Source organism: Mesorhizobium sp. B2-3-11, from assembly GCF_006442215.1.
GTDB lineage: Bacteria > Pseudomonadota > Alphaproteobacteria > Rhizobiales > Rhizobiaceae > Mesorhizobium > Mesorhizobium salmacidum.
Genome location: NZ_VFVS01000025.1, coordinates 54557 through 70913 on the forward strand (window position 1 = coordinate 54557; position 16357 = coordinate 70913).

Below are 16357 nucleotides of genomic sequence, written 5' to 3' on the forward strand. Positions count from 1 at the left end.
TCGCGGCAACGTGCCAAGGATTCTTTTCAGGCCAGAGTGTGATATCCGGCGCTGGCAGATTGGTTGGGCTTGCCGTATGGTCAGTCCTTCCGGCCTCGCGAGCAGGTTGATGATGTTTAGGATCCTCGGATAATGGTGGGCAGCGGCCGTCGATGGCCTACAGATACGGTAGCTACCCCATTCTCAATTTTGGTTCAGAGAACAGCACAGCGCACGTCATGGCCCACTGCGATCCAGTATAGAGGCGACATAGACGGGCTGCGTGCCGCCGCAGTGATCTTGGTCTTAGGCTTTCACGCCTTCCCGCATTTTGTTCCCGGTGGGTTCCTCGGCGTTGACGTGTTTTTCGTTATCTCCGGCTTTCTGATCACTTCGATCATTGTCAGCGACACATTCACGTACAAGAATTTCTACGCGAACCGGGTGCGTCGAATATTCCCAGCACTTGCCTTGGTGCTGGCATTTGCTTTTGTCATGGGGTGGACTTTACTAGATCCCGAAGAGATGACAAGACTTAGCAAGTCGATTGTCGCCTCGTCGCTCTTCATTCCGAATTTCCAGTTCTGGAGCGAGGCGGGATATTTTGATGCCGCAGCGGAGACAAAGCCGCTGCTCCATCTCTGGTCGTTAGGTGTCGAAGAGCAGTTCTATCTTGTGTGGCCGCTGTTTTTAGGGGTGCTGATCAGCTTCAAGCATCCCATTTTGGCAGCTCTTATCCTAGTCTCGCTGGTGTCTTTCGCGTTCGGTTTTTTGTTGTCCCTCCGAGATACTACCGCCGCATTCTATGCCCCCTGGGCAAGAGCCTGGGAGCTTTCGCTGGGCGGAGTTCTAGCGGCACTTAATCTTCGCTATGGCCACCTTGGCTACGACGTTGCGGGTTATAGAACCGACATTGTCGGGGTCACTGCGGTCCTCGCGATATCAGCGGCGGCATTGTGGTCCGGCTCAACGTCTCCACTTCCACACCTTGTTGCATCTGGTGGGGCAGCAGCGCTGATTTGGGCTGGACCGAGAGGGATCGTCGGCCGACTGCTTGGCGGCAAAGTCTTGGTCGCCGTTGGGCTGATTAGCTACCCGCTATATCTGTGGCACTGGCCGATCCTAGTCTTCGCAAGGTTGCACAATGGCGGCTCGATTCCGGTTGCGCAAACCCTCGCCTGCTTGGTAGGAAGTTTTTTCCTGGCAGCATCCACGTACTGGTTGATCGAACGGCCGATCAGATTGGGGACCTGGAACAGATGGAGCGTTGTTCCCTTGGTAGGCGCCATTGTCCTCTTGGGGACAGTGAGCTTCGCGGGAGTCTCCACGCAGGGGTTTCCGCTGAGATTTCCGGAGGGAGTTCGCGAAGTTCTCGCCTACGGCCACTACGAATATGCAAAAGAAGGTCGAGCTCTGGATTGCTGGGTCAGGGCTGGAGACCCATTTGAAGCTTTCAATTCGAAGTGTTTTCTCAAGTCTCCGACAGCCGGCCGGAAAAGAGTGATTGTATGGGGAGACTCCCATGCTGCGCGGCTCTACGCTGGGATGAGGCCGACGCTTGCGAGCGACCTCGACATCGCCCAATTCACTAAAGATAGCTGTCCACCTCTACTGAATTTCGCTGGACCATGTGGCGAAAGCAACCGCGCCGTCCTGGACGAAATCCGACACGGCCAGCCGGATACGGTCGTGCTGTTCGCGGCTTGGGGATTCTATGGCGACTGGAAAGAAGGTACACGACTCGATGGCGACCTGGCAGCGACAATAGCAGGGATAAAGGCTGCTGGGCCCGCAAGGATCGTGGTCGTCGGTCCCGCGCCTCGATGGTCGGATGCATTGCCCAAACTCGTATATTACGCCTGGCTGAACGGCGGAAAGGAATTACCCGACCGTCTCAACGGTGGATTTAGTCCGGATACCTTTGCCACGAACAACAGGATATCCGCCATCGCCAAAGCGGCTGACGCCGATTATGTTTCGCTCGTCGATTTGCTTTGCAAGGATGCTGGCTGTTTGACCCATGTCCCGGGAAATCTGAGCAAGCTCACGTCTTGGGATTACGGCCACCTCACCACTGATGGTGCGGCCCTGGTCACAAAATACATGGTTGAACGACAGCTATTGCCCTGACTGCCACCCGAAACTTGGCCCCCTTCTCGGGAACTGATCCGAGCACCTCTCATGTCATGCCATGGCTGGCCACTCGATCGCTGGCAGTTCTGCGAGGAAGCCGTCGACGGTAGGAACCTCGCGATCGCCAGCCGCCACTTTGTCAAGTTCGCCATAGGCAAGTTATCATTTCGATCCCATAACCCAGTCAAAAGTTTCTCGGTTCGCGTCAATGACGGCTCGAACTCCTGCGGGTAATAAATGATTGATATCTCTATATAAAATTGTGTTGTGGCGATACGGGCGGCACCAGGTGTCATCACACATAGCAGGTACAGGATCAATGATCCTTACGTATGGGAATTGGGCTGCAACTGCCTCCAGCAACTGCATTGCGCCGGTCCGTCGATCCTTTGACGCAGCTTGAGTAACCGAGCATAATTCGTCGACATCAAAACCATATCTCAATGCTCTAACGACGCAATCCGGAGCGAAACGAGGCATCTCTGGGACAGGAGCAAACAGCGCGATCCTTTCGACCCCCAGGGAATGAAGTTTCTCTATAGTTTCCGTGAGCTTGCGCTGATAAAAATCGCGCTGCGCGGGAGCTGGCGCATCAGCGCCTAAATCAGCAAGGAACCTACCTTGTTCACCGGGTCCAGGTTCGCCCGACCATTTCCCATACATTGTCCAGAGGGAGATCAAAATTGCACTCTTGGCATGAACATCGGTCTCCAATTGTGCGAGACCGCGCGACTTTAGGTCGACGCAGTTCGCTTCGGTAGTAGCCTGAAATCCGACTACTCGAATATCGAAAATCGATGGACAGTTAGGAAGCATTAGGCCGGCCATTGCGGGATTGTGATACGCGGCCTCAATAGCTCCGTAACTTACGCCCGCGTGAGAGTCCCCAAACACCAGGATTGGTCTTTTCCCATCGAGATAGGTTAAGCAAGCAGTTGTGCTTTCGATGACACCTAAATTGCAAGCCATTCCATTCGACGGGTAGGGTTCGATACTGGCAAGCAAGGGGGACAAATTCACCACAATCTTCGGAGCCAAATAGACGAATCCCAGGCCGGCGATACAGGCAATAATACAGGCAACTACCCCATTGATGGCTGGATACCAGCCAAGTCGGTATTTCCCCTTCTCTCGTCGCCATGTGAGAATCGGCCGCTCGATCCAGATGTGAGTGCAAATCGCGAGCACAAAGGACAAGACGCCGACCGCAGCCATCCATTTCGGGCTCGGGTTTCCGAAGTTGTAAATGCGAGCCAATGCAAGAGCAGGCCAGTGCCATAAATACCAAGCGTATGAGACAACACCAATGCCAACCATTGGTGGCGTCGCAAGCCACCAGGTCCCGACACCGCGTCGCAACGCGACGCCTGCACCAATTACCATCGCGGTGCCGACGACGGGAAGCATCGCCCAATAAGACGGGAAAGGTGTTTGTGAGTTGAAACAGAAAACGGCATAGGCAATCAGCACGATACCGAGCACGCCGATCACTTCGATTGCAACCGCCGGCAACCTTTGAAGATACGACACCGCCCCCAAAATCGCGCCCCCGACAACAAATTCCCATGCGCGGAACGGCATCAGATAGAAGGCGTAGTTCTTGGTGATGCCCGTACCTGTATAATAGATGCAGCCCACGAGTGACGTGATCGCGACCACGACGCCGAAGCCGAGGATCGAGATTCTCAGTCGGTACGCCAACCAGAGTAGGAGAGGTGCGAAAAGATAGAATTGTTCTTCCACAGAAAGCGACCAGAGATGAAGAAGAATCTTCGACCCGGACTCCGTATCGAAATAACCTTGCTGGTCGAGAAATAATTGATTAGCAACCATTCCAGCAGAATAGATAACCTCCTGCCCGAATTCTTCAAATTCGCTTGGAAGTACAAGGACGTAGAGGGCTACAATTGTGCTGGTTAAGACAACAAGAAGGTATGGGGGCAGTATCCGCAGCGCCCGTCGCGACCAAAAATCAGAAAAAGAAAATGAGCCCTTCTTCAATCCGAACAAAATCTGATTTATGATGAGGAAACCTGAGATGACAAAAAATATATCTACGCCGACGTACCCGCCTGATACATATGGAACACCCAGGTGGTAAAATACGACACTTGTTACAGCAATGGCCCGAAGTCCATCCACAAAACGGAAATACGAGCTTCCATTAAGGTCATTTGAAATCAAGTCTAAACCTCATTGCCTTGCCGACAGCTGGGCGCGTTCTAGTCCTACGCTTAGGCATTTTCATTGAGTGTCAATGAGAATTCCGCGTTGACGAGGTGCATGGATATCCAGTGACAATTTTCTTGGTGGGAATAACCGGTATTCCAAGCGTATCTATGTCCATATTGCGCGCACCACACATCTACTCGCTGTGATACGGCCGGCTACCTCGTTGGCTCGCTTCATGAATCGAACAGTCATACTCGCCTAGCTCGCTTAGATCGTTGGGTTCGGTGATCGAACGCCGATCCTCTTGAAGATCAAGATACCCCCACCGAAAGCGGCATCGGGTATTAGCGCTGGATCAGAAAATAATCCGCTCTGCTTAACGGCGTCGACAAAGCGTCGCCGAAACGCGGCACTCGCGGTGGGTAGGTTTGGAATGACGTCGGTGAAATCAGGTGTATAGGCGACGACTATATCTGCCTTCTGAATTTCTCGCTCATGCTCATCAAAATCTGCGCTCAATTGCGGAACGGTCCAGCGAGGAAGGGGAAGTCCCTTCTGGCGGTAATTGAATTCTAGTGTCAAGAAATTCGAGTAGTTTGAAGATGTCGAAAACAGGATAGTTTGGTCGTCCACGTTATCGCCAATAATTTCGGTCATCTTATCGACCAATGCATGTCGGGTATTTGCTTGCGCTGTAGTGACGTATGCGTGTGACATCGTGAATTCCCACTGAAACTGCCATAGCGAAACCGCTAGAACCAACGCGCAGAATGCTGTCGAATAGATCCGCGGCAAGCTGCGCGCAATTACAGTCGCCGCTAGCGCGGTAGACACTAGCAGTGCAGCCGCGAACGGAAATCCGTGCGGGCCCTTAAAGGTGGGGATTGTGACTGCGACATAAGCGATGAGCACAAGCGCAACAACCAATAGTGCTCTTCGCAGTGCTGTTATGTCGGCTCCGATCCAAAGGACTATGAAGGCGAGAAGGGCGACAACCGGCGCACCGTAAACCCACCAGCCAATCGATATTTTCCCGTAGTATCCTGTCAGGTAAAAGTTGAGGGTTTCGGCAAGAGGAAGAGGATGAACCCAGATATCAGCCTGGCTTCCCAAAACTACGGCATATATATACGAAACAACGCTATCTAGGGAGAAGGCATAGTACGGCAAGCTTATGGTTATCGCCAAGCCGAACACGACTATGGCGGAATAAAGAATCGCTTTATATTCTCTTTTGAAGGCTGCGGTAAGAGATATAAGCAGCACCGCGATACCATAAAGCGCGAGCGTGAGCGGAAATATCGTCGGCTTTCCCCATAGCGACAAACCGCAAAAGATGCCGCCGATTATTTGCGCTCGACGGTTCGCCACCCAGTCCGTTCGCGTGACGATATAAACGGTGCCAATGGCGACAAGCAGTGCCGCAAGCATGTCAGGACGAAACCATATCAGCGTCATGCCGATATACGGGCCGCACCAAAGAGCCGAAAGAAGCAGTGTGGACTGCGCTATCGTTAGGTCTCGTGCAACTGTAAGAAATAAACGTGAGAAAAATAAAAGTATAACTGCGTTCGTTACCGCTCCTATCCAATCGTGAACGCCGAAAAGCGCAAGTCCAGCGAAGGCTGCGCCTGTCGAAATCGGAGCGTGAGGTGGGCCGGCGAGATAGGTATCGAAAAGGCCGGTGAAGCCTTGAGTATCGAAGATCGAAAGATAGTACCCACCCTGGTTGAGGTAGGAGACGTCATCGAAGGTCGGTGGGAGAGCCAACCTGCCATGCTGCAACGACTGCCGAATCATCAGCGCGCTGAAGAACGCCGTCACTATCGCACCCTGTAGCCATAACGATCCCGAACTTCTCTGGACGCTCCTGTCAGTCATTGTCTATTCCCTCATGAATCTTGGCGGCCAGCGCTTGCGCAGCAGCGGAGCGCAAGATCAGATATTGTAGTGGAATCGCGGTAATGATTACGACAGCCATAGCAAGAAACGCTGGCAGAGCGAACATATTTACCAGTATATTCAGTGCTGTAAGGCCGTAGAAATATTGAAGGAGGTATGAGGCAATCACGGCTGCCGCCATTCGCTTGCTGTGCCCCGATCTAAAAACAAGAAAAGTGTTTAAAAGGTACGCTATGATAATACCAACGGAATAAGACAGCGTGTAAGAGAGTGATGAAGGGTAGGCCTGGTTGAGTATTAGAAACAAGGTGTAGGTAAGTCCGGTATTTAGCGCGCCAGACCCAAGAAATCTGATTATTTCCCATACCTTTTGTTGGGACATCTTTCGATCAATCGGCATTTGAACCGGAACAACGCTTCTGAAATTCCTCGTATGTTCGGATATAATCCGTCGGATCATAGAAGTGAGATGAAAAAACCAATAAGACCGATTCTTTAGAGTATTTATACTGAGTCCCCCAAATCATCTCAGGCATGTAGATGCCCATTCCAGGGCTGTCCAGAATTAATTCTCGGCGGAATTTGCCATCATCAAGCAGTACTCCTACAGACCCCTTCAGGCAGATCAGGAATTGCTTGCATTTTTTATGGGCGTGTTCGCCCCTGACTTCGCGAGAGGGGACGTCAAACACCACGAAATATCGTTGAGGTATAAAAGGAATGTCACGCTCGAACTCGCCGGCGGTAAGGCTGCCGCGCATGTCGGCCACCACTTTAAGATCATGCAAGGTGGCGCCGCCAACCCCCAAGTCCTGCACACCGCTCGCAATGGCACCCTGAGTCGGAGACAACGAGACGGGCTTGGACATTTGTCCGCCGCCTATCTGGACGTAGCCTTTTATTCGAGCTGGGTTGCCGGCTACGATCGCGTTTGGAGGTACACTTCGCGTGACGACTGCCCCGGCGCCGATCATCGCGCCAGGTCCGATCTCGATGCCGGGCAGAATGGTGGCATTGGCGCCTATGGAGGCGCCTTTCCTAACCATCGTCCTGTGAAAGGCTGTAGGATAGACCTTGCTGCGCGGAAACCGATCATTGGTAAACGTTGCGTTGGGACCGACGAACACGTTGTCTTCCAGTGAGACGCCATCCCACAGCTGAACGCCGCACTTGACGGTGACATTATCGCCCACAACAACATCGTTCTCAATGAAAACCCCGTCGCAGATATTGCATCCTTCGCCAATCTTCGCGTCAGGCAGGATATGGGCAAACGCCCAAATGCGCGTCCCTTTGCCAATCGTCGCACTTTCGCAGAGTGCTTTTTCATGCACGAAAACGTTGTCCATCTCGATCATTCGGCAGATCCCCTAATCACGTTCTGAGGATTGGAAAGCACGCGGGGCCGGAAGCTCTTTCGGCTGCCAGCCCAATTCCTGTTACCAGTTCGTGCCAGGCACGCGCAAACCAGCGGTATCGAATCCGGCCTTGCGCGCAACAAAAGGCAACAAGCGCTCGATCGCATGGAGGACGGTGCCGTCATAGGGAACGGGCTCCGATGGGTAGTCATTCCAATCGAGATCCAGTTCGAGTAGCGGAAACAACACCTTTGGTCGGCACCAGAACATGGTTCCCAGCGGAAAATCGAAAAAGTCCGCCAGCGGCGTGGTGATGCCCATCCGTCTTGCCAAATCTTCAGCGATTTCTCTGTTGTCGTTCCAACCGACGAGGTGTGGATCCTCCGCCATCAAAAGACCTATCACCGGGTTCGATGCGAAGACTGCTGCAGCCAGGTCGAGCATCGCATGTTCGCCGCCAACCAAGTTCTCCCAAAGGAAGTGACGCCATGCCTCACCCATAGCCGCGTCCGTGCCCACGCTCTTCTTGGCGTGAACGTGGCCGATTATATTGTAGCTGCCATCAAGCAATCGCGGTAAGAATTCAGTAAGAAGCGGTCCGACATCGCGCCCCCTGTTGGGGACGATTTTGATTTCAACCGAACCGTGGTGGTCGCCAAACGCGGCTCGAAGATGTCGGGCTTTGGCGTCGGTGTCCGTGGACAAAAACAGATCGCAGCGAGTGCGGTTACGCTTGAGCCGGAAAGCCAGGTCGTCAGCCAGATCTTCATAGTAGAAATGGGCATGAAGGGCCACACGCTGCATACCTTCCAAGGGCTGGTAAACACTGTTGGTAGGTTTGAAAACGTCCCGGGACCAAGAGCCGACGGGCCGCCCGGCGCGGAGCCAGTGAGCCAAGGGATGGGCTTGTCCCGGGCCGCACTCTTCTGGATTCGCTTGTGCATAGCTTTGCAGATTGAAGCCCGGACAAGGACGACGGAACTGTGGATTGGCTGTTGAATCGGTCGAAAGGCCCATGATGCTCCATTGCTGGAGTGTGCGCCGCGCAGCTTCCAACTCGTCGACGGGCGCCATACCTGGAGGAAGAACCATATCGAGATCAACAGCAGTAGCCTCCATCAGGGTGGCAAGATCCTCGTCATGGAGCGCTGCCGCAGCTGTTTTGCCCCATTCATCGACTTTTTGAACATACGTGTTCATGTTGTAAGCCAAATGTCCTACCCGCGCCACTTCGGCTCCCAAGGCCTTTGCCTTGTCGCGGTCGTCTGCCAGCCCGCACAGGATGACGGCAGCAGCATGAACGTCGAGATGAGGCGCGATGAGAGGGCGTGTCGCAACGTCGGCGCCTAGGATTTCCGCTGTTCCACAGGCGTCCTGGAAGCACACGGTCGGTATCCCACGCACAATCGTATCGATCGCCACATTTGGCTGCGGATCGAGGCGGGAACTGAGAAAGAAGGCGTTCGCAACGGCATATGCTGGCTCCAAATCGGATACCGCATCAAGCATGACCAAGCTATCTCCTAGATCCGACTTGGCTATCTGATAGGCGAGATACGCGGAATAGCCACTGTCATGTTCCGGATCGTACCCATGACCGATCCAGACAAATCGAAAGCGAACATTCGGTCGCAGTCGTTTCGCTGTGGCCGCTGCACTTACAAAAAGATCAACGCCCTTTCGAATATGCACCGAGCCGGCGCCAAGCACTAGAAAGGAGTTCTCCTCACCTTCGGGCTGCAAACGAAGCAGGAACTCGTCTCTTTTTTTGTCAGTCGGCTCATGAGCTAAGGATGTCGGGGGCGTATCGCTGCGCCCCTGAGCCATGACATGAATTCCGGGGCGCTTTTCGAGGCCAGGAAAGGCATCATACGAAGACTGCGCAACGATCTGGGCTGGAAATACGATATGCTTTGCCCAGTCATAAACGTTACGCATCTTGGCTACAGGACGCGTATAGGCAGCAAATTCGTGCACCAGGGCAACGCTCGGCACCCCAAAGGACGCCAAGGCAGGCACCATGATCTGCGTCTCTATACTGTTGGCGATGGCATAAAGTGGCTTGAATTCCTCTACGATTCGCTTGGCTAGGCGGGTTGCATCCGCAGCGTGCCAGTCCTCCCATGTCAAAGGACCAACGGAGGAGGCAGCAACAGCGATGAAGTCGTTTTCCAGTTCTCCACCGCGCATCATCAGGGAGACCACCGTTGCCTTTTTCGCCAGCTCCCGGGCAAGGTTCCAGCCCAACATCGGCGCGCCCGTTCTCGAAGCCTCATGAGAAATCAAAAGCACAACCGGTTTTTCGGATTGCGGCAAGGGAGGAAACTCTAACCTGTCAACGACGGACACTCCTCGCCGACCTTCGCGCCGGCCATGGCGGTCGAAATGCAGTAAAGGCGAAAACCCAGCGCTCGCTATTTCTGGGTACCGTTCTCGATAATAAGCCGCATCAAACAAAGGCGATGCGCGCCAGCCCAACGGCTCCCCGACCAGTGCATAGTGCAATACAGGGTCCATGCCGGCAGGCAAACGGTGGGCGTAAAATTCAGCATCTAAAGTCGGCGACAGTCGCAAGTCCGCAGCGACCTGGTCGGCCTCGTGTCTATTCGCGGGCAGCGGTCCCACCAGAGCAGAGAGTTCTAGCCAGACGTATGCAGGCGGCTTGAAAATTCCTGCCGCCTCGTAGAAGGGACGCAAGAAATCGCCGTTGAATCGCGCATTCGGCTCCAGCCCAATCCGCCAGCCAATTTCCGCATAGTGTCCCACTGGATCCCGCAGTTCCGGCCGGCCAAGGGAGGAACGATAATAGTCGGCATCCACGAACCCTGTCATTTCCAGCATAGCGACGAATTCCTGGCGAATTTCATCAGCTATTACGCTATCACGACTCTTCATTGTGTGCGTCCCGGTCCAAGAACTCGATTACGGACAAAGGCGCGGAGTGGGCGAGGAAAAAGCCGCGACGCGCTGAGTACCCCAAAGCGTTTCAGGATGGCCTCGAGGCGGCGCCGCAGGCCAAAGTAGCGTTGCTCCCATTCGGCAGCTTTGCGCTCCAATTCAGCATTCCGCTGTCGTAGTTCGTTGGCCTCCGTAGCTTGTCTGAGGCGCGATTCAGAGAGGATATTTGCGTGTCGAAAAGACGTTCTCAACACGTCTCGCTGCACGCCTGCCACGGCCAGTTCCGAGCGCACTTGTGTCAACTCGGCCCGTAGCCGCTCGAGTTCAGCCAAAGGTGCGGAGGCTGATTGAATTTCGATTGCCGCCCCATCAAAGGACCCGGTGGGATGCTGCTGGTCCTTAGCAGTTTCGGCGACGCTCCGCGGCTCCTTAATGTCCGCACGGCTCCCCGACTGAGCCAAACCAAAAGCGGCTTCCGTTTTTTCGACTTCTGCTTTGATGGTTTCCCTCGCCGTTTGGATACCGGAAACTAGCAATTCCGACTGCTCCATATGGCCGCGAAGCTCCGCGTGAGCGCCACTTCCTGCTCGCGCCAAGTCAGCACGGCTGTCCGGCGGAGCCAAGGCCAAGGCAGCTTCCGCTTTTTCGGCCCGTTCGATTTGTGCTTTGATGGTTTCACTAGCCGTTTCAATCTCGCGGCGGAGACCGGAAACCAGCAATTCCGTCTGCTCCATGTGGCTGCGTAGCTCCGCGTGAGCGGCCGCGCCACTCGCTGCTTGCGACAGAATTTCGCCGATCTCGCTTGTTTCGATGAACAACGAATTAGGAACACTGGGAAGGTCCGATTCGGACGCAATCGCAATGTTGTAAGGCGGCCGAGGCAAGCCGTGACTGACCTCGTAGTGCTTCACTCCTCGTCGCTCGAACGTTAGCGTTCTCGATATTCCAGCCTCGTCATCTGCGATGAGCGTTGAACCGAGCAGCGGTCTCTGCAGGAGTATCAAGACATTGCGGAATGCCCCCTTCAGCAGGGCTTCGAACTCGACACGCGAGAGTTCGTGCACATGATAGGGATTGGCAGGGCTTCCGAGCGGAGAATAGACATCTCGTTCAGGAGACGAAAGGATGAGAAAACCGTCTGGTCGCAAAACGCGCTGAACCTCTGCGATAAACAGATCATGTTCAAGAAAATGCTCGAGCGTTTCGAACGATACGACCACGTCGACACTTGCATCTCCCAACGGCAACTTGCGAGCGTCTCCTTGCTGATAGCGAAGGTTGGGCGCGACATACCCCCCCTGGGCGTGCTCTACTGCCTCGTCGGACAACTCGATGCCAACAACCGATCGCGCGACTTGAGCCAAGAGAGCGGAGCCGTAGCCCTCGCCTGATGCGACATCGACAACATCCAGGTCGCGGCAAAGAGCCCGGGCAAGAAAATAGCGATGAAGGTGCTCAATCTCCACCTGACCCGCCGTAGCGGTTGTCAACCGTTCGCCAGTCCACTCTAGTGCTTGCCGCGGCAGGACCCGTTCAAATATTTCTCCCATTTGATCTCCTCTCACTGATCTAGGGTGCCGCGCCACTTACCGCTGACTTGTCACGATGCGTCGCGCTACCACCAAGATCCGCAAGTGTCTGGCTCAAGCCTTCAGAAAAGGAGAGGATTGGTCGCCACCCCAACACTTCCCGAATAAGGGAGATATCGAGCACGCTCACTGGAACATCAAATTTCCGACCGCGCTCATAGCGAACATCCAATTTATGTGGGAGCTTTGATTCTAGTTCGGTAATGACCCCGTTCAGGCTGACGCCTTCGCCGCTCCCGATGTTGAATACATGATGGCTGTCGAGCGGTGCTGCGCGCGCCAGCGCAACCAAGCCTGCTGCTGCATCGGAGATGTGAATGAAATCGCGTACGACTTCGCCATCCCCCCAGACGACTATTGGTTGGTGCGACAATGCGTGGTGTAGGAACGTGGTTACCGCACCTAGGCCTTTTGCAAAATTCTGCCCTGCTCCAAAAGGATTGGCCAGACGTGCCACACGACAGTCGAGACCATACAGGGCTCGATAGGTCCCTAGATAAAGTTCAATCGCAGCTTTACCTGCGCCGTAGACGGTAATCGGGTTTAAACGGTGATCTTCATGCACCGGAACGCGCAGCAGTTTGCCATAAACCGTGCCTCCGGACGAAGCGAAGATCAGCCTTGGCGCCTGCGCCCCCTTTTTTCGAAGCGCCTCTAGCAAACCCAGCGTTGACGCCACATTGGTCGACAGATCAAGGGTGGGATCGTTGTTGGCGCTGGCAGGAACGGATGACCATGCATAATGGTGAATGACCGTGACCCCGTCGATGAGGCTATCCCATTGCGCGTTGGCAAGATCGAAACTGCGCCAAGCGATTCGCTCGTCAAGCACAGGCGTAAATGTCGGCTTCGAAAGAGAGCGCCCAGCTAGGACAACTTCATGCCCGCTTCGCACCAGGAGTGCAGCAACATGTCGGCCAATGAAGCCGCTTCCTCCGAGAATCAGGTGGCGTTCCACGACGCTGGGCTTTTCTACCTGAGATGACATGCGGATATGCACTGCCGCTCCGAATACGGTTGACTGCAATTGCGGGAAACAGCATAGAACCGCAATTCTTGACGGGCAGGAGTACAAGTCGCCCTGCCCAAGTAGGGCCGTACCCTGACTTCGCCAGCGCGTCAAAGCATATTGGTGACGGATGGATATTATCAGAGCCGTCGCATATTCTGCTCAGGAAGCTATCAGCGAAGCGGCGCAGCCGCAGGACCAGTCAGGAGCGGAGCGCGAATCCGTCGCAATCTTGCGCAGGTCCGCCTCGGTGGCGCCGGCCTTCACATAGCGGCGGAAATTGGCGAGCGTGACGCCCTTCATGGTGGCGCCACCGGTGAGCATTCCGTCCCCGACCCGAACAAGCCCGAGGCCGTCATTGCCTATGAAGAGCAGGTCGCTCGGGACATTCTGGAGAGTGGCGTCTTGAAGATCGACGGCTTTTCCGATGGCTTCTGGCGCGTTCCGGCCGGCTGGACGTATCAGGATGCCTTTCGAGCTTAAGTCCGCTCAAACCACCCCTACAAACCCGATATGAGCGCCGGCCGCTCTTTGAAGTAGAAGCTCGTTACAGGGCGGAGCCGGTTGTTGTCGAGTCACGGCTTGCTGTCGCAAAAAGACCGTAGAGGCCTGTTTCCGGCGCGCTATTTGTCAAACCGGAACAGCAGCCACTCGCCGGCCTTTAGGTCCGCTTTGGCCCCAGTCGGGTCCCATTGCGGCGGGCGACTGCTGTTTACCAGATACCATCGTATCCCGGCTCGTTCCAATAGTGACCCGGCCTTTTCGTAGCTGCTTGCCTCCTCCACGGACTTGAGGAGAAGCTCCCGCTGCTGAACTGTTTTCGCCAAGCTGTCCGATCTTAGCGAGTATACTTTCACTCGACTTACGAAGGCCGGCATGCCTGTCAGAGCGGTGACCACGGTCGCTTGATCCGCGAGCGTGACTTCCGGGTCAGGCCTGTCGAAGGTAAGAACATCACGGGGGCCCGCGTGAATACGAAGGTGCTCAGCGAGAGAAAAAAGCGCGGGGTCGACCCGGGTATTGAAAAAGTTCGCCGCCCATGCAAATCGGGGCGTCGACATTTGCCGGCCAAAGAGCAGGGGAACGGCAATAGCAGCGACCCCTGCCAAGCAGAAAACTAGATTTGCAAAGGTCCTGTTCGGGGGCGGGAATAACCGTCTGCAAAGCTCGACGACAGGGAGCACGGCCCACGGTACGATTATCGCATAGACGAGCACAAAGCCACGATGTTTGAATTCGGTGATGTCACCAGTCCAGGGCGGAGGTGCCAGAACTGTGACTGCGACAAACGACAGCACGAACAGGCCTGGAATGAAATCCGTCAGCTTTCCCTCATGACCGAAGAGCTTCTGCGCGAGATACGCGGCATAGAAGAGCAATGGAGCGCCAAAAGCACTGAGTAGCAGCACAGCGACGCCAAAGATGGCGGCAAGGACGACACTGTGGGCCTTCAGCAGCGTGTAAACGGTGTCCGTCCGCACCATCGCGTCCTGATGCTGGATGACGTCGAGGTATGGAAGCAGATCCAAGCGATAGCCAAGCGCTTCCCTTAGCGGGGCAACGAGGACGAAGGTCACGAGAAGGGTAAGCACAAGGGCGATAGTTGCGAGCTTGACTAGTTGCGTCTGCAACGAAGCGCCGCCCAATCGAGCGAACGTGACCGACGCCCACACAGGTGCGAAGAGCATCGTGCAATGGACGCGCAAGAGAACCGAACAAAGCCCTAGGACCGCACTGCCGACGAGCAGGAGTTTTCGCGGCCGCGATGTCCACAGCAGTAGTAGGACTGTGGCAGCGGACACGATTCCGATCCCGTACCCCGATCCTGGTGCGGTTACCAGGAGCCAGTGAAAGCCGAAGAAACCATTCCCGAGCCAGTAGAATGACGGATCAGGAACAGCGGTAACAGCCGCGACGCTCGCTATGGCAAGCGTTCCGCCGCGCAGTGCCGTTGCGACCGCAGCGACACCAAGCGTCAGCATGAGGAAGGACATCCCCAGCCAGGTTGAGACAGCCACCTGCAGTGGCGTGGCGTTCGAAAGGCTGGCGAACGTCGCAGGCAGGACATAACTGGCGAGATGATAGAATCCGGGGGCGACATCAACCATTGAGGCGAGCCCGCGCCCGAATGCGGGATAGGGCCCGAACCTGGCGATCTCACCGGCGTGAATGAAATAGTCTGTCCAGGCCGGAAAACGGCCTGTCACCACTAGGACGTCGGCTGCTCGACTCGTTGGCAGCGCCCATGCGTAAGAACTGGCGCAACATAGCAGGAAGAGGCCCAGTTCCTCTAGACGGGTCACGCGGAGGCCCGTGCGTGCAAGGCCGGGAAGGACACACACGGTAATGGCGAGGCTCCAAGCGGTCATGGCGCTCCAGGCGGTGAAGCCTGCCCAAGTGATTATCGGCAGGAGCGCCAGGCTGGTGGCTGCGATCCCGATGACAGTCTCAAGCATAAGGGCGGCCGGAAAATCCTTTGCGCGAAGGAAACCAAGCGCCAAGGAACCTGACCAGATCGTAGAGATGCACCACCACCACAAAGTGAGCCATTCGGGGATTCCGCGGACCGCGCTCGGATCGAGTGCGCCGATCATCGCGGCCATCGCCAATCCGGAAACGACTCGCGTGACAAGCGTTGCCGGCTCCTGATCTGATTTTGCTGCGTGCATTGGTTGTTCTATCGATCGTCGGTGTGATAACGCGCTCCTTGTCACGCCGACGGCTGTCGGACAAGGCCATAAAATGCGAAGGCGCTGCGCGGCTTCGCAGAGCCTTCATTGCGACAACGGGAAGGAAGGGAGATCAACATGAAAACCTTGCCGAAGGTGCTCGGCCCAACTGAACTCTCCAACAGTTTTCTCGGCAATCTCGTTCAGGTTTGCGTGTTCACGCGCGATTATCGCCGCACGCTCGAGGGCTTCATCAATCTGGGCGTCGGTCCCTGGACGATCCGCACCGTCGATTCGTCGAAGAACATCGAGGTGATCTATCGCGACCTACCGGCCGACTTCTCGGTGAAGCTATGCCTTGCGAACAGCCAGAACATGAATTGGGAGATCATCGAGCCGTTGCGGGGCCGGTCGATCTACGCCGATTTCCTGGAACGGCATGGTGATGGCCTCCAGCACCTTGCCTTCAGTTGCAACTCATCGGCTACGCCGAGCGCGTCCGCCAGTTCGAAGAGCGCGGCTACCGGTCACTGCAGCACGGCGACATCTTCGGCGGCATCGAGTTCCATTATTTTGCCGCTGAGGACGATTTACGCACCACGATAGAGATCTACCGGGTGCCCTCAGGTTTCGTCTTTCCTGCGCCTG

Annotated in this window: 11 protein-coding genes; 2 read left to right on the top strand and 9 right to left on the bottom strand. The window is 55.4% G+C overall.

Annotated elements, in window-relative coordinates; genetic code table 11:
* The first annotated feature begins 132 nt into the window (after positions 1 to 132).
* On the top strand, positions 133 to 2109 hold the full coding sequence (locus FJ960_RS26565; protein WP_140717998.1) for an acyltransferase family protein: 1977 nt from the start codon (positions 133 to 135) through the stop codon (positions 2107 to 2109).
* Between the two features lie 165 nt (positions 2110 to 2274).
* On the opposite strand, the gene FJ960_RS26570 is transcribed toward FJ960_RS26565, so the two are convergent.
* From FJ960_RS26570 to FJ960_RS26605, 9 genes are all read right to left on the bottom strand, one after another.
* Positions 2275 to 4296: an acyltransferase family protein gene (locus FJ960_RS26570; RefSeq protein ID WP_140718000.1), complete on the bottom strand. Its 2022-nt coding sequence runs from the start codon at positions 4294 to 4296 to the stop codon at positions 2275 to 2277.
* Positions 4297 to 4551: 255 nt separating this feature from the next.
* Positions 4552 to 6165, bottom strand: a complete 1614-nt coding sequence (locus FJ960_RS26575; protein WP_140718002.1) for a hypothetical protein — start codon at positions 6163 to 6165, stop codon at positions 4552 to 4554.
* Complete coding sequence (locus FJ960_RS26580; protein ID WP_140718004.1) at positions 6158 to 6646, bottom strand: GtrA family protein; 489 nt, start codon at positions 6644 to 6646, stop codon at positions 6158 to 6160. Before FJ960_RS26580 ends, FJ960_RS26575 begins: the two co-directional genes overlap by 8 nt.
* On the bottom strand, positions 6576 to 7544 hold the full coding sequence (locus tag FJ960_RS30220) for a WxcM-like domain-containing protein (RefSeq protein WP_210242200.1): 969 nt from the start codon (positions 7542 to 7544) through the stop codon (positions 6576 to 6578). Before FJ960_RS30220 ends, FJ960_RS26580 begins: the two co-directional genes overlap by 71 nt.
* 81 nt (positions 7545 to 7625) lie before the next feature.
* A complete protein-coding gene (locus FJ960_RS26590) occupies positions 7626 to 10439 on the bottom strand; it encodes a rhamnan synthesis F family protein (RefSeq protein WP_140718006.1) in 2814 nt (937 codons plus the stop codon).
* Positions 10436 to 11992: a class I SAM-dependent methyltransferase gene (locus FJ960_RS26595; RefSeq protein ID WP_140718008.1), complete on the bottom strand. Its 1557-nt coding sequence runs from the start codon at positions 11990 to 11992 to the stop codon at positions 10436 to 10438. The genes FJ960_RS26590 and FJ960_RS26595 overlap by 4 nt, the downstream gene beginning before the upstream one ends.
* A 19-nt stretch (positions 11993 to 12011) precedes the next feature.
* Positions 12012 to 13031 (bottom strand): NAD-dependent epimerase/dehydratase family protein, encoded by a 1020-nt coding sequence (locus FJ960_RS26600; protein ID WP_210242201.1) that lies wholly within the window; start codon positions 13029 to 13031, stop codon positions 12012 to 12014.
* Positions 13032 to 13202: 171 nt separating this feature from the next.
* Positions 13203 to 13364 (bottom strand): hypothetical protein, encoded by a 162-nt coding sequence (locus tag FJ960_RS29625; protein WP_181174332.1) that lies wholly within the window; start codon positions 13362 to 13364, stop codon positions 13203 to 13205.
* Between the two features lie 299 nt (positions 13365 to 13663).
* On the bottom strand, positions 13664 to 15643 hold the full coding sequence (locus tag FJ960_RS26605; RefSeq protein WP_140718010.1) for a hypothetical protein: 1980 nt from the start codon (positions 15641 to 15643) through the stop codon (positions 13664 to 13666).
* Positions 15644 to 15847: 204 nt separating this feature from the next.
* Here FJ960_RS26605 and FJ960_RS26610 point away from each other — a divergent pair, with 204 nt between their 5' ends.
* Positions 15848 to 16315, top strand: a complete 468-nt coding sequence (locus tag FJ960_RS26610) for a VOC family protein (protein WP_140718012.1) — start codon at positions 15848 to 15850, stop codon at positions 16313 to 16315.
* The last annotated feature ends 42 nt before the right edge of the window (positions 16316 to 16357 follow it).